The sequence below is a fragment of the Cytobacillus sp. FSL W7-1323 genome (assembly GCF_038595015.1).
GTDB classification, from domain to species: domain Bacteria; phylum Bacillota; class Bacilli; order Bacillales; family Cytobacillaceae; genus Cytobacillus; species Cytobacillus kochii.
Window position 1 is genome coordinate 2,582,117 of sequence record NZ_CP151998.1, and the last position, 24,352, is coordinate 2,606,468.

The window sequence follows — 24,352 nt, forward strand, 5'->3', positions numbered from 1 at the left end:
TATTTCATTTTTATTAAAAATGAAATTAACACTTCACAAATAGGTTTTTTCAGCGTATCATGTTCTATATATTTCTTATATTAATAAATATGAAATATACATTTCATTATAGAGGTGAAAAATACAGTGAAAACAAGTTCATTAGATGATGTACACGAACAATTAAAAGCAAAAACGAGTAAATCATATCAATTCTCTTTAGATGCCCAAAGCTATATGCCAGGCGGTGTAACAGCAAATATTAAGTACTTTGATCCATACCCAATTGTTATGCAAAGGGGTAGTGGCGCTTATTTATTCGATATTGATGGCAATGAATACATCGATTACTTATTATCTTATGGCTCTTTAATGCTTGGTCATGGTCACCCAAAAGTGCAAAAAGCATTAGCTGACCAAATGCAAGTGAATGGTACACATTTATTCGGGACGCCTCATCAACTTGAACTCGAAATGGCAAAAAAATTACAAGCACTCTATCCTTCGATGGAAAAACTTAGATATACAAACTCAGGTACTGAAGCAACTTTATTATCAATAAGATTAGCCTATGCTTACACTGGTAAATATAAGATTGCTAAGTTTGAAGGTCATTACCATGGCGGATATGATCAAATGCTTATTAGTGTTAATCCAAAAGTAGATCAAGCAGGTCCAGCATCAGAACCAAATGCTTTAATTGAATCTAAAGGTGTTGACCCCTATCACCAAACTCATACGATTGTTTTACCTTTTAATAATTTGGAAGCAACAGCAGAAATTTTGACAAAGCATAAAGATGAGGTAGCAGCTGTGATTTTAGAACCTGCTCAAAGTGGCTTTATCCCTGCTACACAAGAATTTATGACTGGATTAAGAAAAATAACGGAAGACTTAGGTATTGTTTTAATCTTTGATGAAGTAAAAACCGGCTTTAGATTGGGGCTTGGTGGTGCACAATCCATTTATCATATTTCACCTGATGTAACAACGTTAGGTAAAGTAGTTGGAGGAGGTTTTCCTGTTGGTATGGTTGGAGGTAAAGAAGAGATTATGATGTGTTGTGCCCCTTCTACCTTCTCAGATGTTTTTGACCATAGTACAGGTAAGAACTCCAGTGCCAAAGATGTTCTTTTCCATAGCGGGACATATAATGGTCACCCTTCAATCCTTGCTGCAGGGATGGCAACCATTGACGTATTACAAAATGAAATCTCTACTGTTATAGCTAGAACACATCGTTTAAAACAAGAACTAACAAGTCTTTTTGATAGAAAAGGATTAGCGATGCAAACCATTGGACTCGGTTCCATTTTTAACATCGTATTTACTGATAAAGAAGTATGGAATTATCGCGACTTACAGCAAGCGAATTTTTCCTTACGTAAAAGATTAGATCTATTATTATTAATTAATGGTTTATATACAAAACCAATGAATCGTTTCAGCCTATCTACAGCACACACTGATTTAGAAATTAATAGAACCTTAGAGATATTCGAAAAAGCTTTACAAGATTTATAATCATTAATTGTTTCCAGTGAATAAGCACAAACAAAAACTCCTAAAAATTAGTTTTTGTTTGTGCTATTCATAATTTACCTATTTATCGTTCTCTATCACCATCTGATGCTCATCAATGATTTATTAAATTTTCTCTCTTTTTCATTCTTTTTCCTCTCGTGCTAGACGAAAGTAGAATTCTGCGAATGACACCATTTATCCTTTTACTAGATTTATAGCATTTTGATTCAGGCTATAAAAACTGCAGCTCTGTTATGACTTAATCAGATAACTATTGATTGTATAATATGTAAAAATATGTGATAATGTAATTAGTTATGATATTTTGAATTCGAGGTAATGACAGATGCAGGTAACTTCTATAGATATTGAAAGTCAGATAAAAGATACAAGAGAAATGCTTTTAATTATCGGGGATATTTTTGGCCTATCAGACCCGTTCACTATTCAAATAAGCGAGGAACTCGACCTCTTAATCAATATGGTACAAAAAGAAAAGTACGCAGTTAATAAATAAGTAAAAGCCTAGTTTCCTACGGAAAGAAATTAGGCTTTTACCATTAAGAGACAACTTTATTTCCTGGTGTCGGCGATGTTGGGAATGGTGGTAGAAATTGTGATAATAAATATTGATAAATCGTTTGTTCAACTGATTTTCCTAGTTTATTTAATCCTTGATTCCCAAATAACACATTAAATTCGATAATATAGTATTTCCCTTCGCTCACCATGACATCAAACCCTGCGTGATTAATACCTAATTGACCGGCAATATCTAACACAAGGTCGATAGCTTCTTGGGGAATAAAATCGGCACATAGTTCTCCACCTTGTGCAATATTATGAAGAAACTCTCCTTCTAGTCCCACTCTCCAATAGGCGCCCAATACTTCATTCCCAACCACACATATACGTAAATCTTTTCCATCATTCGGTAAATATTCTTGGATATATAAAGCGTCCACTTTCTCACAATACGTTAGAAAGTCTTCTCTCGATTGGATGAGGAAAACACCTTTTCCCATAGAGTTTCGTGATTCTTTTGCTACAAAAGGAAAGGGAAAAGTATCTAAAACATACTCAATATTGCTCCTTGTATTAGCAAGGATTTCAGTATAGGGAGCATGCTCAGGACTCACCGACCAAAGGGCCCTTGTCATTTCAATTTTACTAAAACCTAGCTGCATTGTTTCTATGCTAGGAAAAATCTTTTTCTTCAACCCATACACAAGTGACGGTACTTGCCACGTTTCAGGAAATAACACGATGTCAGCTTGCTTTATTGCATCTATTTCTTTAAACATATGTTCTGGCTTTATATAGTGCACATTGGGCATACCAATCGTGCGAAATGCATTAAAAGAAACAATTTTCATTGATTCATTCACCTTCATTATTCAATTAGTTTTTCCGTATTACAGATGTTAAAAAATGTATTTAAAAGAATATAAAACTATTAATATCATAGCATTTTTGTAAAAAAATACAATAAAATTTTTCAAGAAATATTATTATTAAAATTTCTAAATATTTATTGTTATTATAAGGAAAAAGAACAAGGTATAATCAGAAAAACAGAACCAATTTTTTTAAAATGAAAAGAGTTGAATGCATTTACACTCACTTTCTTCATTTTTATTCATTTCGAATGCCAAATTTTAAAAACAACTGAGTCAAAAGATTCTCCTGTTTCAATTTCTCGTGTAAGACATCTACCTTAAATTAAACTGGATGGCCTGTTTTGTTAGTCCTTCTAAGGGAACCACCCTCTCTTAAATTATTTACCCCATTATCTTACATTCGTTTTACTACGGATTCCAACTACATAACCACCTTCACTAGCAAGAGAGAGAGAGTATTTTTTTGCTTAAAAGATTCATCATATGTCACCATAAAAAAACACCCCGAGCGTTAGACTTCGGGGGTGCATATGAAAAGCTCTATTCTATTTTATTTAAAGTTCTTCATTTTCTTCGCCTTTTTTAGTCTTCATTTTAAAATAAGCATCAAATACCTCATCAGCAATATGAAGGTTAATCTTGGATTTATCTGAAGACAACCATGGAATGACAACTGAAATGGCAATTTCAGGATTATCATACGGCGCGTACCCGACAAAGGTTAAATTCCAAGTATCTGGATTCGATTGCACCTTAAGCGGCCCCCCGTAGTAAGCTTGGGCTGTTCCTGTTTTACCTGCAATCTTATACTTTTTATTTGTAATCCCACTATTTGCTGTTCCCTGCGGATGGTTGACTACTTGGATAAACCCATCTTGTACATGTTCAATCCATGCATCCTTCATCGTAATTTTATTCAAAACATTCGGCTCAATGGATTTATAAACCGCACCAAGTTGATTATTCTCAAGATTCGGTTCACGAATTTCCTTCACAATCTGTGGTTGCATACGGTAACCACCATTTGCTATCGTTGATACATATTGCGCCAATTGTAGCGGACTATAAGTATCGAATTGTCCAATGGCAAAATCAAGTGTATTCCCTCCATTAGGAGGAATTGGTGATTGTCCTGTTACTTCACCTGGTAAGTCGATACCCGTTTTCACCCCAAGACCGAACTGGTGAAAATTATATCGTAACTTTCTAATACCTTCATCTTTATCAATACGTAGTTTACCTCGCGGAATGTATTCTTGTTGTCCACCAATTCTCATCGCTATTAGAAACATATAAACATTTGAAGATTTCCTAAGGGCCGTTAGATCATTAATGGCACCAAATCCTGCCGTATTCCAAGATCGTTTAGGTTGTGTTCCGTCAAAATACAAAGGTCTATCTACCAAAACACTCCAAGGTGAGATTACTCCTTCTTCGTAACCTGCTAACACTGTTGCGCCTTTTATAGTGGAACCCATTGAATATTGACTTGTCATATTACCTAAGGCGTAATCCATGACTTCTGTTTCACCAGTTTTTTCATCTTTGACAAATTGTTTGCCAGCCATTGCGAGAACCTCACCTGTTTGTGGGTTCATCGCTGAAACGAAGCCACGATCTAAATAGTAATTACTTCCCCTCAGACTTCGAACATGCTTTTCAATGATTTTTTCTACCTCTTGTTGGAATTCGATATCAGTTGTTAAGACAAGGTCTTTTCCTGCTTGTCCTTCTCTTACCACATCTTGCTTTGTTACTTCACCCGTTTTATCTGTGTAATTTTTCATGATTTTCTTTTGCCCTTGTAAAACAGACTCGTATTGCAATTCTAAATAACTCTTGCCGACACGATCATTGCGACTATAACCTTTAGATTGATAATATTCGAGCATTTCACTAGGCAAGCCCTCTTTTGAACTTGAAACATTTCCAAGTACAGAACTTAATGTTACTTCTCCATCTTCGTCCTTTAAAGCATTATAACGTTCCCAGTCTACCGTTGTATCAATACCAGGTAGTAAATGAAGATTCTCACTAACAAGAGCAAATTCATCTTCATTAACATTTTTGTTCTTAATAAAATGAGGTGTCAACATTCGACTACTTGCCATTTCTCGAAATATCGCTAAAACTTCTAGTTCATCCTTCTTAAAAGCATTCAGTTCTTCTTCTGTTATTCGTTCCCGCGTTCGTTTATATATTTCTTCATCTACTTCTTTTGCTGACATATCACTTGCTTGCAATTCATCTTTTTCTTTATCCGATACTTTTTCTGCTGCTTCATTCGGATACTTTATTATCCAAAAGTCTTGTTTATCTCTTTCCGTAATCGCCTTCAAGTCTTCTTCCGTGTCTTTTTTAATCATTTTCGCTAAAAGCTCTGATGTCTGAATCATTTCTTCTTGAGTTGTAGATTGAGAGCGAGTATAACTTATGGCTAATTGAGGCTTATTCCCTACAACCAGTCTACCTTTACTATCATAGATCTGCCCCCTAGGTGCCGTGCTTGCTACTGGCACCTCCACTTCCCGTTCAATCTCTTTTTTATAATTCTCCCCGTAAACAATTTGAACAATACCTAAGCGGAAGATTAGAATCGAAAAGAGGATAAATACTGCAAAAAACATTAAATTAATCCGAAAAACCATTTTTTTATTTCTTTTCTTTCTTTTCTGCTCTCCCGCCATCATCAACACAACCAATCATCAAAGTATGAATGTTCTTAATTATTACTATATGTAACTATTATATTTCAAAAATATATTATCTATTAAAATTAGATTAATAATATAACCTATCTTACAACAAATATCCAATTTTTTCAATTGTTATGAAGAAATATTTGATAAAAAAAGATCAATTTTACACTTTCAGTAACATTTTCTAAAAAGGACGGTAGATGGTGATCAAATCAGGTATCCACTTGACTGCCTTTTAAGTGATGATTGTTCTTCATTTTTATTAGCTAAATAAAAAAATCGATTGTTAACCAACCGATTTTTTCATTTGACTCATTTGTAGTTTTTGACGATATACTACTGGCTCATATAACATGAATACTCCAATTAACCCAATAATCGCAAAGCTTAAAGGAATATAGAGTCCATATTGATAAGCGGTTGTAAGGTCAAAATTAGCAAAATGGTCCAATACTTTCCCAAAAAGAGCTGGCAGCAACACTGCGCTAAGAAAGCCACCCGTATTGGCGAAACCGGAAATAAGCCCCACTTCCTTTATATGAAAGGACTGTCTAACAACTGTAAAGGTTAGAGCACTCGCACCATTTGCATAGCCTATGATCACGAATAAAAGAATGAATAATAAATACGGTGGCTCTCCACCCAGCAATACTAGTGTGATCCAAGCAGAAACCGACAGCAACTGCACGATAACATACGGTAATTTGACACTGTCAAAAAAAGTAGATAGATAGGTTGTTAATGGCGCTCCGATAATGGCACCAAATAAGCCGTACATAATTACTTCACTTGCACTTGATCTTGATAAACCGTAAATGTCCATACCATAGGGAACAGCCCAAGAGCCAATAAAGCCAATATATGTGCCTACTACACCAAAATGACAAAGGAATGTCGCCCAAGCTTGGCGATTGACTAGTAATCTTCTTATGATGACTAATAACGGTTCATTTGTTTCTTTTTGATTTTTTTCTTCTTCCATTTGAAATTTCTTCTTAGGATATTTTATTAAAACAACATAGAGTCCGATACCTAGGGTGAATATTACGATGCCAACAATTAAAAATGGAAGTCTCCACCCTAATAGAGAAATGGTCGAACTAAAAGGAACTGTTGCCAATAAGAAACCTAAACTTCCTGTCATTCCAGCAAATCCCACTAGCATCGAAAACTCCTGCTGCTTGAACCAAATGCTCAATACAAGAACTAAATTGACCCAAATAGTAGCATCGCCAATTCCACATAATAGCCTAGCAAAGATAAGCATATAACTATTATCTACCGAACTATAGAGGATGGTACCTAGTCCGTTTAGCAGCGTTCCAGCGACTAGAAATACATTTGGACCAAATCTATCAGAGAATAATCCGATGGGAATTTGCAATCCAGCATAAGCAAAAAATTGAATACTCGTTATCAGCCCAATCGTTGCTGCAGTTAAATGAAATTCTTCCATTAATTGATCAGTAATTAAACCAGGTGCTGTTCTTTGACTAACCATAAATAAATAGGCTAAAAGTAAAACACCAAATACAACCCATCTGTACTTACTTTGTTGTTTATTCATTATTTAAACGCCTTCCTCAATTTAACATTCGTCTCTCATTATACGCTTATTGTCTTTATATATATATAGGAAGTTTATATGTCTATGAGGGTGGAGAAGTAGAAGTCATTTCTATTGACTAGATGAGTAGTTGGTGAAGATCTAACTTCTTTTTTAGGAAAATCCGATATGGCAAACTGTCTTAATTGCATAACAAACCTGATATTACAACGATTATAAAGGGTATGATGTTAACAGAATTGAGTTAGTATGAACTAACCTTATTCTGTTAACACTATTCCCGCTTTCATTTATGAAGTTTTATGCATATGTTTTATCACTTAACCACTTTTCTTGGGTATAAGCCATTTCCCAAAAAGCTAACTCATATTGACAGCTAATGGTAAATGCCATTTTCATTTTTTCTTTTTCTGTTTCAGATGCAATTTCAGCAAGCCGATCAAGATGATGAATTTGTTCCAGTACAAGTTTAACAAACCATTCTCCACCGTATGTATCAATCCAGGTACGATAGATTTCTTCTTTTGGTTTTGCCCCTTTAAAGCTCTGCCCAATATCATAATAAATCCAATAACACGGAAGCAAACTAGCGATGACCTCGCCAACTGTGCCTGTCTCTGCTACACGATATAAATGGGATGTATATGCATAGGCAGTAGGAGCGGGTCTAAACTGGTTTAACTCTTCTTCAGAAACTTTTAATACCTCCATAAATTTGTTATGTAACCCTAGTTCAGCTTCATAGGTACCTTGCGCATGCGAGGCCATTCTTGAGGTCATATATAAATTCTCTGCTTTAGAAGCAGCGATTGCTTGCACACGAGCAAAATGTGATAAATAGTAAGAATCTTGTAACACATAAAAGCGGAAACACTCAATTGGTAAATCTCCCTTAGCAATTCCTTTAACGAAAGGGTGTTCAAAATTCGCTTCCCATATATCATGTACTTCTTTCCTTAACGATTGTGTAAACGTTTCTTTTGTTGTCATCATTTCTACCTCTTCTCTTTTTTTATCGAGCATAAAAAATCCAGAAAAGCGAAAAACCACTTCCTATAAGAAAGTGGTTACTGTATACATCATTCATTTAGTTATAGTTATAACGTTAACTAAATTGATATACGCCACTTCCCTACGCTGGTATCAACCAGATCAGGTTCTAAGAGTCTTAAAGTTATTGCACTTTAATCTCAGCCTTTTAAAGGCACCCCTAGTGGATTTATTCAATTATGCTTTCAAAGTTATGTTATCATCTTATCAATAAATGTCAACTGCAAGTTTAGGAATTGAGCAATGTCAAGCTTCTCTTTCAGTAACGATTATGAACAAGTTGGATGAATGCTGTCCTACCTAAACACTTCAACTGATCTAACACCGCGGCTTAAATTGGCATTGACTCAAGGATGGATAACTCCAAATATTCTCCATGCATTTACACTCTCCACCCTCTTCGCCTAGTGAAGTTTTTCTTTATAATGAAAGCTTACGACTTTTTATCAGCTAAAAAAATGTTTATACTAGAATTATGATTTTGGATAAAGAATGGGTGAATACTACTTGGAAACACATATTTTTTCAAAGGGAGAAGAAATCACCAACGCGATCGTACACGGAATCGGTGCGCTATTAAGTATTGCGGCTCTCGTCATTTTAACTGTTTTCTCATCCTTATATGGAACAGCTTGGCATATTGTCAGCTTTGTTCTTTTTGGTACAACGATGGTTATTTTATATTTCTCATCAACTTTGCTACATAGTTTACCTGCTGGAAAAGCAAAGGATGTATTTGAGATTCTCGATCATTCTTCCATTTACTTTTTTATTGCTGGAACGTTCACACCGTTTCTATTTATAACAGTTAAAGGAACCTTAGGATGGACCTTATTTGGTCTTGTATGGGGGCTAGCAATTGCTGGAACAGTTTTCAAATGTTTTTTTGTTAAAAAGTTTTTAGTCTTCTCGACATTACTATATGTTTTGATGGGCTGGCTAATTATATTTGCCTGGGAGCCTCTGGTTACACACTTACCTACACAAGGAATGATTTTCCTCATTATCGGTGGCGTTCTATACACTGCTGGTTCAATATTTTATGTATGGAGAGGATTTAAGTACCATCACGCATTGTGGCATGTTTTTGTTCTTGCTGGTTCGATTATGCATTTTTTTGCTGTTCTCTCGCTTTTACCTTGATCAAAATTTACCTCTTTATAAATGATCTGCAGATGGCTGCTCTCACCACCTGCAGATTTATTAATATCAGTTTGTAGAGTTTTTATCACATTACTTGTTCTATATTAATAATAAACTACTACTTATAATAACTTCATTACTTCATAGCGAAAGCTCAATTTTTTATACCCTTGTTTACGATACATATCCTTTGGCGTGTCATTGCTGTCGGCTACAAGTATAACCCTATGATTGCTAAATCGCTTCATTACTTCATATTGCAAGCTTGCAGCAATCCCCTTTAATCGGTGAGCTGGTAACACACCTACATTATCAATTTCAGCTGTACACTTATTAAAAAATACTTGTAATGAACCTGCTGGCACACCATGATCATATGCGAGTAACTGTAATGTATCTTTTGCATTATGATGATAGGAATGCATGCTTCTATTAAGGTTCACATATTCCTCACCATAATCTAGATCAAAGTTTCTCTGCAATTGTAGATATTCTCCTAAATTATCATTTGTCACTTCCTCAACCACGATTTCGTTCTTTCTATCTTTATAGATAAATTGAAGAGGGTTAATTTCATATAACTCCTGACACCCGATCGTATAGAATTGTTGATAAAGGTATAATAAAACATCCTCTTGAATCATTTCGTCTGCTGGTAAATAAAACTTCAAATGTTCTTGTTTATGCTCTTTCTGATAGTCTTCCAAATACATTTGTGCCAGTTGAAAATCTTGCAAACTAGGATTTATTTTAAATTGGATAAAGTTTGCATCATATTTAAAATAGAACTGTTTTGTGCCATAGTGATCAAAATTGGCTTTTTCTGCTATTAAATTACCATCATGATGTATATCTCTGAAACTAACCACTGACCATCTCTCCCCTACTTATAGCCCTTAAGTATAACGATTAATTCCTTACGGTAAAAAAATACCTCTATCTATTTTATCATTTTTCACAAATAAAGAAGCCCGAACATTTATGTTCGGGCAACAACACCGCATTATTACAAATACATTTCGATACCGGGTCCAATCGGAATACCGAATAATCCAAAAATGAATAGCATGACTACCCAAATTACTAAGAAAACCATTGAATAAGGAATCATTAAGGAAATAAGCGTGCCTAAACCTGCTTTTTTATCGTATTCTCTCATAAAAGCAAGAACTACAAGGATATACGGATTTAGTGGTGTAATAATATTTGTAGTTGAATCGGCAATTCTATACGCTGCTTGGATAAAAGCAGGGTTATAATCAAGTAACATAAACAATGGAATAAAAATTGGGGCTAATAATGCCCATTGAGCAGACCCACTAAAGATTAATAAATTCAGGATAGAGACGAAAATAATAAATCCAATAATAACAGGAATACCAGTTAAATTGATGGAAGATAAGAATTCCGCACCATTGACTGCAATCCAAGTACCTAAATTGGACCAGTTAAAATAAGCAATAAATTGTGACGCAGCAAATATAAGGACGATATAGCCTGCCATATCTTTCATCGAATCTGCCATATACTTTGGAATATCAGCACTTTTTGTGATTTTCTTTACTGTTACTCCGTATGCTGTTCCCATCGTTATAAAGAATAATAAAACAATTGGGATAATTCCACTTAAAAATGGGGAAGGAATCATACCACCTTCTTCGTTTCTAAGAGGGGAGTCTGGCCAGAAGATAATTGTAAGTAAAATAGCAATATATGCTAGACCCGCTATAACGGCATTTCTTAACCCTTTTGACTCGATAGCTGAAACCGGTTCAAAATTCTTTTTCAAATCCCCATCATATTTTCCTAATCTTGGTTCAATTACCTTTTCAGTTAAGAATCCACCAACTAAAGTTAAGAGAACAGTAGAAATCGACATAAAATACCAATTATCAACAGGTGATACAACAAATGAAGGATCGATTGCTTTAGCAGCCTCAGTAGTAATTCCCGCCAATAATGCATCTGTTCCAGCGATTAAGACATTGGCTGAAAAACCTGCACCTACTCCAGCAAAGCCAGCTGCTAAACCAGCTAATGGATGCCTACCAACAGTGTAGAAAACCATTGCAGCTAACGGTGGTACAAGTACGAACGCCGCATCTGAAGCAATATTCCCCATAATACCAATAAAGAAAACAGCATAAGTGACTAATGACTTTGGTGTACTTAAGATCGACTTTTTAATGGCTGTTTCTAGTAAACCAACTTTATCAGCTAAGCCTACACCAAGCATCATAGCTAACACAAGGCCTAGTGGGGCGAAGCCAGTAAAGTTAGACAGCATCTCAGTTAATATAAACTGCAATCCTTCACCAGAAATTAAACTTTTTATTGCCAACTCTTCCCCTGTTCCTGGGTGCTCAACAGTAACATCAAATTGATTAACAATGAACGTTAATATCATTACAAACGCTGCGAGATAAACGAAAATAAAAAATGGATCTGGTAGCTTGTTCCCTATCGTTTCAATGCCTGACAAGAACTTGGACATCAAGCCCTTCTTTTCTTGTTCGTTGTTTACATTTGCTTGCAAATTATTTCACTCTCCTTACTTCGAAATTTATCGGAATTTATCCTTAACATTTCCGTTATTATATCATCACATTTATATTGTGAATAGTCTTTTTTTAATCTTTTTTGTCTTTTTTATTAATTTTCTAATAAATATCATTTTTATTTACAAATAAAAGAATATATAGGAATTATATGGTTGATAATGATTCTCAATGTTCGTCTTTTATTAGGTGTTATTTAACTTAAACGATAATAAAAACCTAAACAACTGGAAATAAGTGATATTTCTAGTGTTTAGGTTCAAATCATACGGATTTATTTTTTATTGTTTGGCAAACTGATTAAAGTTTATTTGATAAATTTTTCGTGGTCTCCCTCGATGACCTGTCTCTTCTCCTATAATTTCAGCTAAACCTATCTTTTCCATCTCCATCAATATTCTTCTTGCGTTGCGATCAGTGCTTTTTAGCCAATGAGATAAATCTTGAGAAGTAATCTTATTTTTTTGGTAGTGTAATGATAAAGACTCAATTTTTGCAACAATCTTACTACTTATACCTGCATCTTTAAATATTTTTTCCCAATCATTTCCGTAAATCCTTGAATGAAAACTTATTTCTTCTTTTTCATTATTAATAATTGTTAATTCTTTCTCTTCATTAACAGAGATAACAATAGGGCCCTTAAATTCACGGGCATGAGAGAAAGCCATACTCACATTTTCCTCAGCCTCTAATACCGTTAAGCCAAAGCCTACACCTATGCGAACACGTAACCGACTATGAACAAAAATCTCTTCACTGATCGTCAACATCGATTGGTCTCTCATAAAGAGCTCAAGCTCTCCTCGCGTAGTAAAAATATAGTGAACGCCATCATCCATCTGGACTATCGAACCATTCATTTGTTCACCAACGTCAAGCAAGACTTTCTTTAGTTCTAGTTCTTGATGCTTTAACCGGAAGGATCGCCTTCTTTCTTCACTTTCAGAAGAAGCAACGATGCGTTCGACACCAATAATGACAAGCTGGGATTTCCGGTACCATGATGCTTGCCCCTTTTCTTTAATCGTTTCTAAAGAACGTCTGACCGTTAGTTCTGATTGCTCGATGCGATAAGTTGGGATATTCATCTTCGTTAATTCTTTATACACCTTATTCAAACAAGTAATAGCCACATCGACTTTGTTACTTTCATATAATTCTTTATGAAAAGCAATAATCTCTTCAGCCGGCATATATCCATCGTAAGAATTCATCTGGAAAAGGACTCGATTCCTCACTAGCGGATCGAGTCCTCTATCCATTTCTTCTTCTTGAATAGTGTCCAAGCTAAAACGCTTTTGCACTTGATCGCTATCTAAAAAAACCTTTACTAAGACAGCAAGCAGGCTCGCACCACTTAAAGGAATATAACTCGCTTCTTTTTTTGTAATCACTTTCTTGGATAATGCATAAAAATATGGCGCCTGTCCTGAAAAAAGCCACTGGTCAACCCATTCTCTATTTCTAATAATAATTTGCTCAGTTTCTTCAGTCGATTCATACACAAAGGGAATAAAGTGAAGTTCGCCGTAGTCCGCCCCTGTATCTATAATCATTTTAACTGAATCTTTTGGTCCAATAACCCCCACTCGAATTTTCATTCAACGCACCTGCCTCCAACAAATTAAACAATATAGCCTTATTTTAACATGACTGGTTAAGGTTCGTTCTTTTTTAACTTATTGCCATCCTAAAATCACACGACAAATTGATTCAACGGCGATAGGCAGTACCTCTTCATCATAATCAAAACATGGATGATGATGTCCAGCAGCGAGCGGTGTTCCAAATAACATATAGTTCGCCGCTCCCCCATTATTCCTCACCTTCTCTAACATAAAGGCAGCGTCTTCAGAAGCCCCTAGAGGTAATTTCGGAATCACATTTTTAATATTTGTACTTGCTTTCACTGCCTCATTAATAAAATCCACCCATTCTTCTTGACACTCTGCACTTGGCGCTTGGCCAACGATTTCAACATTTGTTGTGACATCATATAGTGCTGCACTAGCTTGAATTATTCTCATGGCTTCGAGGACCATGTACTCTTCATTAAGTTCAGTTGAAGCACCTCGGGTTTCTAATTGCATTTTCGCATAATCAGCAATAATATTTCGGCCACTTCCAGCCTCTAGTGTTCCTATATTGATGCGCGTCGCACCCCCTGCGTGTCTCGTAATACCATTTAAATGTAATGAAGAGGCTGCAGCGGCTAATAGAGCATTCCTGCCTTCATTTGGCTCTAATCCAGCATGTGCTGATTTGCCAAAGTATTCAACGTTTATCTTTGTACTCGCTAAGAACTGATCTGTTGTTGCAACGATGTCACCAATGTTTAATGAGTGGATCCCTATATGTCCGCTTAAAAAGACATCGGCATCATCTAACAATCCTTTATCCACCATCGGCTTTGCCCCTCGTCCGCCTTCTTCTCCAGGTTGAAATAACAAGGTGAAACGTCCGTTTAATTGATGGCGATTTTCATGAATAAAATGCGCCACACCTAAACCAATGGCGGTATGCCCATCATGACCGCACGCATGCATATAGCCCGCTCTGTTACTATGAAACCCATGCACAAAAGGAAAATGTGCTTCATCCTCTGCTTCATTAATCGGCAGGGCATCAATATCAAATCGTAGAACAATATGTTTTCCTTTTCGACCAGTGTCGAAATAAGCTTTAAGTCCCGTAAAAGCACCTTTCATTAAATATAAATACGCTTTATTTATGCCCGCTTCCATCGCTCTTTGTTCTTCTTTTTCTATCTGATCTTCTGTTGGCAACCCCATTCTTGTATGTGGATGGAGAATCGCTTGTCCCATCTCTACTTCAAAATCAAGCTTTTCTATCTCTTCAGCAATTTTTGCAGTTGTCACATACTCTGTCCACGCTACCTCTGGATATGCATGAAACATTCTTCTCATTTTAGTTAAATACGGGGTGATGTCTTTTATGAATGCTTCCATTGAAAAAAATTCCTCCTATAAACCCTTACTTTGTAATTGTTCAATTGTATCAATGGCAACTTGAGCCATTAATTCCATACCGATCGGCAAAATGTTTTCATCAAGTTGAAAAGAAGGGTTGTGAAGCGGCTTTTGATTATTTCCTATTGAACAACCTAGCCAATAATATACACCTGGATATTCTTTTAAAAAGCGGCCAAAATCCTCTCCTGCCATTGAGGGTGCGACTTCTGGGACATTTTCCTTACCTACAAATTTTGCCGCTGTTTCCTTTACTCTTTCAGCCCATTCCGGAGTGTTTACTGTGGAAGGATAACCATCAAGGTATGTGATTTCGACACGTCCACCTAGCGCCTTAACAGTGTCTGTTACGATTTGATGAAAACGATTCTTCACTTGTGTTTTTACCTTATCTGTTAAAGTCCTTACTGTACCTTCAATAATTACTTCTTCCGCAATGACGTTATGGGCAGCACCGCCAGACACCTTACCAACTGTGACTACCGCCGATTCTAGCGGATCAATGTTTCGGCTTACGATCGTTTGCAACATTGTAATTACTTGATTCGCTATAATAATTGCATCTATTGTCGTATGGGGCATACTTGCATGCCCACCTGAACCAGTGATTTTCAAAGAAAATCGATCAGAGTTACCCATCATTGGTCCCGGTCTAACTCCTATTTGACCTGGCGGAAGGTCTGGCCATACATGCTGACCAATAATAACAGACGGTTTATATTCATCAAATACACCATCTTCCATCATGATTTTCGCTCCACCTATTGGAGACTTTTCTTCCGCTGGTTGAAATAAGAGCAAGATTGTGCCGGATATGTTACCTTTATGTTTATTTAAAATAATTCCAGCTCCTAATAACATTGCTGCATGGCTATCGTGACCACAAGCATGCATCACACCTTTTACTTTCGAAGAATAAGAGACACCACTTTGTTCTTCAATCGGTAGGGCATCAATATCCGCTCTTAAACATACTGTCGGTCCCTGTTTTGCCCCTTTAATAATTGCTAGAATACCAGTTTTTGCAAAACCAGTTTGATATGGTATTTGATAATCGTTTAATTTCTGTTGTATTTTCGAAGATGTTTGTACTTCTTCGCCACTTAGCTCTGGATACTCATGAAGCTCACGTCTAAACAATGTTAATTCAGTAGCTATTTCTTTTGCTTCGCCTTTAAAAGAAACGGTCATAATGATCTCTCCCTCTATCAAATCATTAAGGAAAAATTCCTTATCAATTCCGATAATACACTAAAATGAATCAAATTTGAGGGAAATCCGAGAATTTTTTAAAAATTTACGCTAAATTTCTTTTGTGAATAGAAAAATATCCGTTAAGATACTCATTTTATTTCACTCTCTGTCTCGAGACGTAAAAGATGCTCCTTCCTTTCTATTCCTCCGCCATATCCACCTAATTTACCGTCTGCTTTAATCACACGATGACACGGTATTATAATGGCTATTTGATTGGCTCCGTTCGCATTTCCGACAGCCCTTACATAATTGCTACTTCCTAATAGCTGACCAATTTCCTGATAAGATACAGTTTGTCCATAAGGAATCTTTTGCAAAAGAGACCATACTTCGAGTTGAAAAGGAGTTCCTTGAAGGAAAAAAGGAATTGTAAATTGTCGAAGTTGTTTAGCATAATAAAGCTTGAGCTGCTCTTCTAGGTTTCTATTAATCTTTGTATCCCCTGGTAGAATTCGCGCATTTTGTTTGTTTCTTAAGTTTTCTATCTCTTTTTCAAGTCCACGTCTATCAACAAATTCCAATAAATATAAATACTTTTCATCACTAATACTGATCATCCGCCCTAGAGGTGTTGATACAATATTTGCATATAATATCGATAAAGAAGCTCTCTTAGGAGACCTACCAAAAATCTTTGAGAATGCATCATTAAACGCACTCGATGAATCATACCCGAGTAATACTTGTTGATCTATGACTTTTTTTCCATTTAATATTTCTTTAAAGGCGATACCCATTCTTCTTGAGCGGGCGTACTGCACAAATGTCATTCCATAAATTTCTTTAAACCTTCTTCTGGCAGTTGCTGAATGGATACCAATTTCTCGAAAATCTGCTTCCTTCCATCTTTTTTCCGGGCTTCCCTCAACGGCTACAACTAATTTCTCAATTTCTTTAGGAATGCTATTTGGATAGAATAATGGTGTACACCGCTTACAAGGGCGATATCCTGCTAATAATGCTTCCTCTGCAGTTAAGAAAAATTCACAATTCTCATACTTAGGCTTTCTTGCCGAACAGGTCGCGTGACAAAAGATACCGGTTGTTTTTATACCAACAAAGAAAATACCATCATATTTTGGATTTCTGTCAACTAAAGCTTGATAAAACTCTCTTGCCTTTTCCTCGCCTATAACCATAGTTGCCCCCTCCTTTATTTCGGTTAATCGCTACTATAATTATAGCGAGACTAAGCAAGATTTCTTTCGAAAAATGAACAACTATTTTTATTTTTGGTTTATCCCACTTTCTAAGTTATTTCAATCATATAGATGATGGGTTATATTATATTCTTTTATGAGCCAGTCTTTTTTCTTTAAAGTAATTGTATTAATACAACCATTTAATAGACGGTCTTTTTTTTGATGAATTTCTCCTTTTGAAAAATGATTTAGTAGTGTGCCAATCACCGCACCATGTGCAACAAGAAGGACTTTTTTATGAGGATATTGATAATGAATGGTTGATAAACCGATTTTTATTCTTTCCATTAATATTTTATCACTTTCATAACCCGGGATATTATGTGATGGAAACTGCTCTTTTCTTTCTTCATAAGTCATTCCCTCTGCTTCTCCAAAACATCTTTCAATAAATTCATCCATGACAACAATAGGTAATTGCAGCTTCTCATTTATAATTTCTGCTGTTTGTCGGGCTCTTTTCAAGGGACTTACAATCATTACATCTGCATCCGTTCCAGAAAAATAGTTTCCACATTGCTTCGCTTGTAGCTTTCCTTTTTCGTTTAGGATAATATCCGTTCTACCTTGAATTCTTCTCGCAGCATTCCAATCGGTTTCTCCATGTCTAATCAAACAAATCGTCGTCATTCTTTTCCCCTCCAAAAAGTTAACGCTTTTTTCATCTTGCGTTCATAGGTTATTCATATTTTATGTGTATATTAATAATACAGCTAGGACATAAACAAATTCCCCCCCTTTTGAAATAGGGATTGAACATTGTTCAATCCCTTTCTTATTGTTTTACATACCGATTTTTCTTATTTTTTTATTCGTATGATGCACATACTTGTCCTGATATCATAAGATATTAACGAATAAAAATTTCTTTCCCGCTAAAACCAGTTTGCTTCGCCTTGTGGCCCACCTAGTGACAAAGTCTGCTCGGTGGGCGAATTTATTAGTTTTCAATTTCAAACTCGTTTTATCTATCAAGCTTTTTCTCGTTTTTTTCAAAAAAAGCCAAAGTAATATGCTCACTTACTATCTTCTCGCCCACCAATTGAAAACGATTTTTTTTATAAAAATTGACTGCTGGTGTATTTTTAGTTGCTGTCGAAACCTTCAGTTTTTTTGACTTGTTTTCATTCTCAATAAAGTTTAATAGTGCTTGTGCAACTCCCTTTTTAAAAAAGTTTGGGTGGACCACTAAACGGCAAACCTCTATCACATGCCTATCAATATTGATTGATATAACCCCATATAACCGTTCTTCGCTGTAATAACCAAAAAAAGATTCCCCACAATTTTGCAGCGTTTCTATTGTCTCTTTTAATGGGGGTAAATCATATGAACCAATAATCGCCGCTTCTATTTTATATGCTGCGATTTGAATGGAGAACACCTCTTGAGCTGACTCAAAGTTAGTAATATCAATTGTTTTTATCATTTTACAAATCCCCCAGTCTTCCAACTCTTATGAAGCTTTCACATTGATTGATCATCTGTGGTGTGTATGGCCATTATATCATCAAGTTTTTAAACAAACGCTATAGTTAATATCAAATAACATCATATAAAATCTAGCCATAATCTGAATTTCTTTTCCTTCGATACTTGATTGTCTATAATAATAAAAAGTAATGAAAGGCGGAGAGGAAATTGGATATGTTAACAAAGTGGCTGAATAATGCACATTCAACAGTTGTTTTTACCGGGGCTGGTATGTCTACAGAAAGTGGGTTACCAGATTTCCGCTCATCTACAGGACTATGGAAGCAATTCGACCCAAAGCAATTAGCTAGTATTGACGCATTGAACAATCAACTCAGTGATTTTATGCAATTTTATCTAGAAAGAGTGAACAGTGTACAGCTTGTAAAGCCTCATTAAGGGCATAGCATTCTTGCACAATGGGAAAAACAAGGGTTAATTGAAGGTATTATTACGCAAAATGTTGATGGTTTACATCAAGAAGCAGGTTCTACACATGTAGCAGAACTGCACGGTACATTAAAAAGATTTCACTGTCAAAGCTGTGGGGAGACAAAGGATAGGGAAGATTTTATAAAGCAACAAATCAAATGTCACTGTGGTGGTAAGATAAGACCGTCTATCGTATTATTCGGTGAGCAGTTACCAAATAAAGCTTTCGAAGATGCGTCGCATCTCTCTTCATTTTGCGACCTTTTTATTGTTTTAGGTTCCTCTCTTTCTGTAGCCCCAGCCAATCAATTTCCTTTAATCGCAAAAGAAGCAGGAGCAAAGTTAATAATCATTAATGAAGAATCAACCGATCTCGATCATTATGCTGACTTAGTCATTAATGAGAGGAAGATTGGAGAAGTATTATCCGCTGTGGATCAACAATTACATAGCATTTAATTTAAGAAAATTCGATATAACTTATTAAACGAGCGTTATACATTCTACTTTGTAATAAAAATCATTCGTTCATTCCTTCTATTCAGAACACGTTGTTTTACCTCGGTTAAGCTCATCTTCGCTTTTGGATTCATGTAGGCATATAATTAATTTTTTCTTCATTCTCATAGAGAACTTCCCCACTATCAAAATTGTCATATTTCCATCATTTCATTTCTAAAATGACTAAATTTTTCAGACGGTAACCACAACGATCAAAAAAAGCCTGATAACAATAGTTATCAGGCTTCCTCCCAAGTGGGGCTTAGGATCATATACTTACTATATTATGATTCTTTTCGTTCTGCATCTATTTTGTTAAATAATCTAACATGTTTTTTTATTTTCTTTGCATACGTTGGCTTAGGCTGAATCAAATGTCATCTAATGTTCATTCTCCGTTCAAATTAGCTAGATAGGATTGATTTTGAAGGAGATGAAACGAATAATGAAATCATTAAAAAAAATCGTGCAATTTTCCAGCAGTAAAAAAGGAGCTAAATGGGTCATATTCTTTTGGATCGTCTTTATGATCCTATTAAGTTTTACTGCACCTAGTTCGAAAGAATATGCTTCAAATAGTAGTGAAAGCAGTATATCTGGCAAAATGCCATCAGAAATCGCTCAAGACTTATACGAAGAAGAATATCCATCAGATGATGGATTAACTGCTTTACTCGTTTTCCACCGTGAAGGTGGTCTTAAAGTTGAAGATCGAGAAAAAATTACTTCTTTTAGTGAATGGTTAACAACTGATGACAAGCCAGAAGCATTTTCTTCTGTCCTCCCTTTTCATCAATTTAATGAATCTATACAAAATCAAATGTTTTCTAAAGATCAATCCACTTTAATTATAAATGCATCTTTAAAAGAAAATATAGATTCTGATGTCGCTAATCAGGCATTTGACTCTTTACGTAATCAATTCACACGGATGGGAGCAACAGATATTCAGTTCGAAATAACAGGACCAGCAGGTATATCCGCTGATACAGTGACCCTTTTTAAAAATGCAGACTTTGTGCTTATGATTACAACCATCTTACTAATATTCTTTTTACTGATGGTCATTTACCGTTCACCAATCATTGCAATCATACCAGTAATAATTGCCTTAATCGCATATGGTGTGATTGACCGCATCCTTGGTATAGCAGGAAAATGGGATTGGTTTACTGTCGATAGTGCCAGTATCTCTATTATGCTCGTCCTTCTATTTGCTGTCATAACTGATTATAGTCTTTTTATTTTTTCTAGGTATCGAAGTGAATTGAAGAAATATCCGTCTCATTATGAAGCGATGCACCATGCGGCTACACCTTTAGCTGAGCCTATTTTCTTTAGTGGCGGTACTATATTAATGGCAATGCTGACATTATTTTTTACTGTTTTTAAGCCTTATAATCATTTTGCACCAGTGTTTGCTGTAGCTGTCATATTAATCTTATTAGCAGGTTTAACCTTGATTCCCAGCATGTTTGCCTTATTTGGAAGAAAAGCCTTTTGGCCTTTTATTCCTCAAATGGATGCAGCAGATACTAATAAGCATCCGTTTTGGGAAAAAGCTAGTCAATTGATTGTGACATACCCAAAAAGAATGGCTGTTTTACTATTAATTATTTTTGGACTTAGTGCTTATCAATTCAGCACGATTAGTCCTTCTTATAATTTATTAAAATCGTTTCCCGAAGATTTATCCTCACGTGTAGGTTTCGAAATCTTAGAAGAGAACTATCCAGCCGGACAATTAGCGCCGTTAACAGTGTTAGTACATCAAGATCAAATTGCGACTAACAATGTTGCAGAAAATGTAGCAAGTTTGCAGGCGTTGGCAAAAAGTATAGAAGAAACAGAAGGAATATCAACTATTTCGCCTTCCATTACAGATGAGATGGTATCTGCACAAGTATCATTACCAAAAGGTTTTCAATCAGATTCTCTAAATAGTTTTTCCTTTCAAATTATACTAGATGATCACCCTTATGAACAATCGAGTATGGATACGGTGGAAAGCTTGTTGCAACAAAAAGATGAGTTAATGAAAAATGCTGGTTTTGATTCTGAAGAAACTCAACTATATTTAATCGGACAAACGGCTAAATTAGTTGATATCCAATCTATGAATCAACGGGATACTATCGTTTTGATAACACTTGTTACCCTACTGCTGATAGGGCTACTATCAATTCAAACCAAATCATTTAAATTGGCGTTCCTTATGGTAGCAACTATTTTACTATCTTATTTTGCCTCATTAGGCTTCAGTTGGTTGATATTTAAATACTTACTAGGGCTAGATGCCATCAGCTATCGAATACCCGTCTATACATTTGTTTTTATGGTAGCCCTTGGAATTGATTATAATATTATGTTGCTAGCAAGAATTAAGGAAAGAGCAAAAGAAGTTGAATGGATTCAAGCTGTGAAAGAAGGCGTGACGCTAACAGGTGGAGTCATCTCGTCTGCAGGGGTTATATTAGCAGCAACTTTTGCAGTGCTTATCACACAACCTCTACAGGAATTATATCTTTTCGGAATGACGATGGCTATTGGTATCTTACTGGATACTTTTGTTGTTCGTGGTTTCTTATTACCCACACTTCTTGTTTGGACTACTAAAAAGAGAAAGATTACTTTTAATTGTGAAGACACATTAAAAAAATAAAGTAGGTATATCTCTCCACACTTTGATGCAAACTAGTAGAAAAAGTAAGGAGGGACTTTCATGGGATTACTCAATGCTTTTAACGAGTGGCGTGAAACAAGATATGCTAATCACGTAGAGAAGATGAAAGATCTCGAAAAATGCCCTGATTGTCGTGGAAAGGGATTTCAATATTTTGCTGGTCAAGAATATATGTTTATGGACGACGATGCCTACTACTGTGCAAGCTGTAATGGCAGTGGTGAGTATGATATATGGGAAAGTAACCAAATTAAATGATATTCCTCCTGAATTTATTTAAATAGACAAACATAGGAAAACCATCTCCAGCATCATCTCTGGAGATGGTTTTTTATCGAAAATCTATTTCAATGATCATTACTTCTGATTGAGATCCTATACGTAGTGTTGGCCCCCATAATCCGAATCCTGAAGTAGTAAAAGAATGTAATTGCTCTTTTTGCATATAACCCCAATCATTCTCGAACAATTTCGCAGTAATTAAATTTGCTGGAAATAACTGCCCCCTATGTGTATGACCAGATAATATCACATCTGCTCCAGCCACTTGTGCTTCTGTAATCTCATGAGGCTGATGATCTAATACAATAACGGGTAAATCTTTTGTTTTATTCGTAGCAATAAGTTCCTCTATGGTTTTTCTATTTGGGTTCGTTAAATCCTCTCTGCCAATTACTACAAATTGGTCATTTACAATTTCTGCTTCATCCATTAAATAATGAATACCGATATCATTTAATTCCTTTTTCAACTGTTCATTATCACCACCATAATAATCATGGTTACCAGGAGAAGCAAAAACACCAAGTGGGGCTTCTAGTTTTGCCATCGTTTTATTCATTTCCTGTTCTACATATGGGGTAATATCATCATTAATAATATCACCAGGTATAAGAATAATATCAGGTTTCTCCTGGTTCGCTATTTTCACCAACTTTTCAAGATGATTATTTCCTATAATCGTACCCAGATGCAAATCTGCCGCTAATAAAACCTTTAACTTCCCTTCTTTTGCTTCTGTCGGTTGATCGATTGTTATTTGATAGTCTCTCACAATCGGAGTCCATGCATTATATGTACCATATACAAAGACAAACGTAAAAAACGCAACCATCGCCCACCCTGAGTAAGTGAAAAATTTAGCATTTTTCTTTGAAATAAAATAAAGCAAATTGATAATCGGTAATAGGAGAATACCATAGCCAACAATGACAAGCCAATATCCACCAATCCATTCAATGACCGGCAGATGAATCGCAAATCCAACAAAAAATGATATTGCAAGAAGAAAAACAACCACGATAAATGTTTTTTTGAATCGAAAAGAAAATGTTTTACTTAACCAACGCCATGTATTAAAGCCAATATAGTAACAAGTTAAGCCATAAATAAGTATCATTGTGATGCCAACGAACAATGTAAGCATATTTTTCCCCTTTACATTATGTATAAAGTATAGAACTGTAAAAAATATTATCAGAGACGTTTGTTGAAAACAACTAATTGCTTCTTAATTACAAAAATAATGTTAAATAACTTTATTACATATATAAAAAGAAAGAAGCCTCCACTTTTACTGTGAAGACTTTAAGGTGTGATTTGTTTTTTGATTTGCTGTAATTCTTTTAAAGATAAACCCTCTAAAGATTGTTTAATTTCTTTTGCAATTTCCTTCTTATGTCGTTCTTCATACTCATTCCACCACTGTCTCAGTCCTTCAGTAGAATCAAGAAGATAATCAAAGTCTATCTCCTCGACTGTTTCATCTGTTAAATAATTCATTACAGCTGCAAGCATAGAGTTGAGATGGTTGATTTCCCTACTATTGTTTTCTTCCTTTTTAGCCATTGTGCTCATACCCTTCATCTATCGTTAACGATAGTATGGTCGA

General features: G+C 35.5%; 19 protein-coding genes, 1 pseudogene and 1 riboswitch. Of the genes and pseudogenes, 6 read left to right on the top strand and 14 right to left on the bottom strand.

Annotated elements, in window-relative coordinates; genetic code table 11:
- Positions 1–126 precede the first annotated feature (126 nt).
- On the top strand, positions 127–1,503 hold the full coding sequence (locus MKX67_RS13120; protein ID WP_307313509.1) for an aspartate aminotransferase family protein: 1,377 nt from the start codon (positions 127–129) through the stop codon (positions 1,501–1,503).
- Positions 1,504–1,849: 346 nt separating this feature from the next.
- Positions 1,850–2,020 (top strand): aspartyl-phosphate phosphatase Spo0E family protein, encoded by a 171-nt coding sequence (locus tag MKX67_RS13125; protein ID WP_095373048.1) that lies wholly within the window; start codon positions 1,850–1,852, stop codon positions 2,018–2,020.
- Between the two features lie 43 nt (positions 2,021–2,063).
- On the opposite strand, the gene MKX67_RS13130 is transcribed toward MKX67_RS13125, so the two are convergent.
- The 4 genes from MKX67_RS13130 to tenA form a co-directional block, all read right to left on the bottom strand.
- On the bottom strand, positions 2,064–2,879 hold the full coding sequence (locus MKX67_RS13130; protein ID WP_224938395.1) for a hypothetical protein: 816 nt from the start codon (positions 2,877–2,879) through the stop codon (positions 2,064–2,066).
- A gap of 578 nt (positions 2,880–3,457) precedes the next feature.
- On the bottom strand, positions 3,458–5,590 hold the full coding sequence (locus MKX67_RS13135) for a penicillin-binding protein 2 (protein WP_307313502.1): 2,133 nt from the start codon (positions 5,588–5,590) through the stop codon (positions 3,458–3,460).
- A gap of 298 nt (positions 5,591–5,888) precedes the next feature.
- Positions 5,889–7,169 carry an MFS transporter gene (locus MKX67_RS13140; protein WP_307313499.1) on the bottom strand — a complete coding sequence of 427 codons (1,281 nt, stop codon included), beginning with the start codon at positions 7,167–7,169 and terminating at the stop codon, positions 5,889–5,891.
- 300 nt (positions 7,170–7,469) lie between these two features.
- Positions 7,470–8,159 carry a thiaminase II gene (gene tenA, locus MKX67_RS13145; protein WP_095373668.1) on the bottom strand — a complete coding sequence of 230 codons (690 nt, stop codon included), beginning with the start codon at positions 8,157–8,159 and terminating at the stop codon, positions 7,470–7,472.
- A gap of 122 nt (positions 8,160–8,281) precedes the next feature.
- Positions 8,282–8,391, bottom strand: a riboswitch (TPP riboswitch).
- Positions 8,392–8,726: 335 nt separating this feature from the next.
- Between tenA and MKX67_RS13150 the strand changes: the two genes are divergently transcribed.
- A complete protein-coding gene (locus MKX67_RS13150; protein WP_342488298.1) occupies positions 8,727–9,362 on the top strand; it encodes a hemolysin III family protein in 636 nt (211 codons plus the stop codon).
- Positions 9,363–9,484: 122 nt separating this feature from the next.
- Here the strand turns inward: MKX67_RS13150 and MKX67_RS13155 are convergent, their stop codons facing one another.
- The 8 genes from MKX67_RS13155 to MKX67_RS13190 form a co-directional block, all read right to left on the bottom strand.
- Positions 9,485–10,231 (bottom strand): GNAT family N-acetyltransferase, encoded by a 747-nt coding sequence (locus tag MKX67_RS13155; protein WP_095373044.1) that lies wholly within the window; start codon positions 10,229–10,231, stop codon positions 9,485–9,487.
- 137 nt (positions 10,232–10,368) lie between these two features.
- Positions 10,369–11,856 (bottom strand): AbgT family transporter, encoded by a 1,488-nt coding sequence (locus tag MKX67_RS13160; protein ID WP_095373667.1) that lies wholly within the window; start codon positions 11,854–11,856, stop codon positions 10,369–10,371.
- 345 nt (positions 11,857–12,201) lie between these two features.
- The gene (locus tag MKX67_RS13165; RefSeq protein ID WP_095373043.1) at positions 12,202–13,524 is read right to left on the bottom strand and encodes a hypothetical protein; all 1,323 of its coding nucleotides are present in this window, start codon (positions 13,522–13,524) and stop codon (positions 12,202–12,204) included.
- A 78-nt stretch (positions 13,525–13,602) separates the two neighbouring features.
- A complete protein-coding gene (locus tag MKX67_RS13170) occupies positions 13,603–14,892 on the bottom strand; it encodes an amidohydrolase (protein ID WP_095373042.1) in 1,290 nt (429 codons plus the stop codon).
- Between the two features lie 15 nt (positions 14,893–14,907).
- Positions 14,908–16,104 (bottom strand): M20 family metallopeptidase, encoded by a 1,197-nt coding sequence (locus MKX67_RS13175; protein ID WP_322909472.1) that lies wholly within the window; start codon positions 16,102–16,104, stop codon positions 14,908–14,910.
- Positions 16,105–16,256: 152 nt separating this feature from the next.
- Positions 16,257–17,309 carry a bifunctional transcriptional activator/DNA repair protein Ada gene (locus tag MKX67_RS13180; RefSeq protein WP_095373040.1) on the bottom strand — a complete coding sequence of 351 codons (1,053 nt, stop codon included), beginning with the start codon at positions 17,307–17,309 and terminating at the stop codon, positions 16,257–16,259.
- 120 nt (positions 17,310–17,429) lie between these two features.
- Positions 17,430–18,002, bottom strand: a complete 573-nt coding sequence (locus MKX67_RS13185) for a histidine phosphatase family protein (protein ID WP_095373039.1) — start codon at positions 18,000–18,002, stop codon at positions 17,430–17,432.
- 334 nt (positions 18,003–18,336) lie between these two features.
- Positions 18,337–18,801, bottom strand: a complete 465-nt coding sequence (locus MKX67_RS13190; protein WP_095373038.1) for a GNAT family N-acetyltransferase — start codon at positions 18,799–18,801, stop codon at positions 18,337–18,339.
- 218 nt (positions 18,802–19,019) lie between these two features.
- Between MKX67_RS13190 and MKX67_RS13195 the strand changes: the two are divergent.
- From MKX67_RS13195 to MKX67_RS13205, 3 genes and pseudogenes are all read left to right on the top strand, one after another.
- Positions 19,020–19,736, top strand: a pseudogene (locus tag MKX67_RS13195) (NAD-dependent deacylase).
- 487 nt (positions 19,737–20,223) lie between these two features.
- Positions 20,224–22,440 (top strand): MMPL family transporter, encoded by a 2,217-nt coding sequence (locus MKX67_RS13200; RefSeq protein WP_233435232.1) that lies wholly within the window; start codon positions 20,224–20,226, stop codon positions 22,438–22,440.
- 60 nt (positions 22,441–22,500) lie between these two features.
- Positions 22,501–22,719, top strand: a complete 219-nt coding sequence (locus tag MKX67_RS13205) for a methionine aminopeptidase (protein ID WP_095373037.1) — start codon at positions 22,501–22,503, stop codon at positions 22,717–22,719.
- Between the two features lie 73 nt (positions 22,720–22,792).
- On the opposite strand, the gene MKX67_RS13210 is transcribed toward MKX67_RS13205, so the two are convergent.
- Positions 22,793–23,887, bottom strand: coding sequence for a metallophosphoesterase (locus MKX67_RS13210; RefSeq protein WP_307313480.1), 1,095 nt, complete (start codon positions 23,885–23,887; stop codon positions 22,793–22,795).
- Positions 23,888–24,048: 161 nt separating this feature from the next.
- Entirely contained in the window at positions 24,049–24,309 is a 261-nt protein-coding gene (locus MKX67_RS13215; RefSeq protein ID WP_095373035.1) for a hypothetical protein, read from the bottom strand.
- Between the last annotated feature and the right edge of the window lie 43 nt (positions 24,310–24,352).

Excerpts from the sequence above, each read along its gene's own strand:
- MKX67_RS13125 (WP_095373048.1), top strand. The coding sequence starts at position 1,850 with ATGCAGGTAACTTCTATAGATATTGAAAGTCAGATAAAAGATACAAGA.
- MKX67_RS13130 (WP_224938395.1), bottom strand. The coding sequence starts at position 2,879 with ATGAAAATTGTTTCTTTTAATGCATTTCGCACGATTGGTATGCCCAAT.
- MKX67_RS13135 (WP_307313502.1), bottom strand. The coding sequence starts at position 5,590 with ATGGCGGGAGAGCAGAAAAGAAAGAAAAGAAATAAAAAAATGGTTTTT.
- MKX67_RS13140 (WP_307313499.1), bottom strand. The coding sequence starts at position 7,169 with ATGAATAAACAACAAAGTAAGTACAGATGGGTTGTATTTGGTGTTTTA.
- tenA (WP_095373668.1), bottom strand. The coding sequence starts at position 8,159 with ATGACAACAAAAGAAACGTTTACACAATCGTTAAGGAAAGAAGTACAT.
- MKX67_RS13160 (WP_095373667.1), bottom strand. The coding sequence starts at position 11,856 with ATGTCCAAGTTCTTGTCAGGCATTGAAACGATAGGGAACAAGCTACCA.
- MKX67_RS13165 (WP_095373043.1), bottom strand. The coding sequence starts at position 13,524 with ATGAAAATTCGAGTGGGGGTTATTGGACCAAAAGATTCAGTTAAAATG.
- MKX67_RS13170 (WP_095373042.1), bottom strand. The coding sequence starts at position 14,892 with ATGGAAGCATTCATAAAAGACATCACCCCGTATTTAACTAAAATGAGA.
- MKX67_RS13175 (WP_322909472.1), bottom strand. The coding sequence starts at position 16,104 with ATGACCGTTTCTTTTAAAGGCGAAGCAAAAGAAATAGCTACTGAATTA.
- MKX67_RS13180 (WP_095373040.1), bottom strand. The coding sequence starts at position 17,309 with ATGGTTATAGGCGAGGAAAAGGCAAGAGAGTTTTATCAAGCTTTAGTT.
- MKX67_RS13185 (WP_095373039.1), bottom strand. The coding sequence starts at position 18,002 with ATGACGACGATTTGTTTGATTAGACATGGAGAAACCGATTGGAATGCT.
- MKX67_RS13190 (WP_095373038.1), bottom strand. The coding sequence starts at position 18,801 with ATGATAAAAACAATTGATATTACTAACTTTGAGTCAGCTCAAGAGGTG.
- MKX67_RS13200 (WP_233435232.1), top strand. The coding sequence starts at position 20,224 with ATGAAATCATTAAAAAAAATCGTGCAATTTTCCAGCAGTAAAAAAGGA.
- MKX67_RS13205 (WP_095373037.1), top strand. The coding sequence starts at position 22,501 with ATGGGATTACTCAATGCTTTTAACGAGTGGCGTGAAACAAGATATGCT.
- MKX67_RS13210 (WP_307313480.1), bottom strand. The coding sequence starts at position 23,887 with ATGCTTACATTGTTCGTTGGCATCACAATGATACTTATTTATGGCTTA.
- MKX67_RS13215 (WP_095373035.1), bottom strand. The coding sequence starts at position 24,309 with ATGGCTAAAAAGGAAGAAAACAATAGTAGGGAAATCAACCATCTCAAC.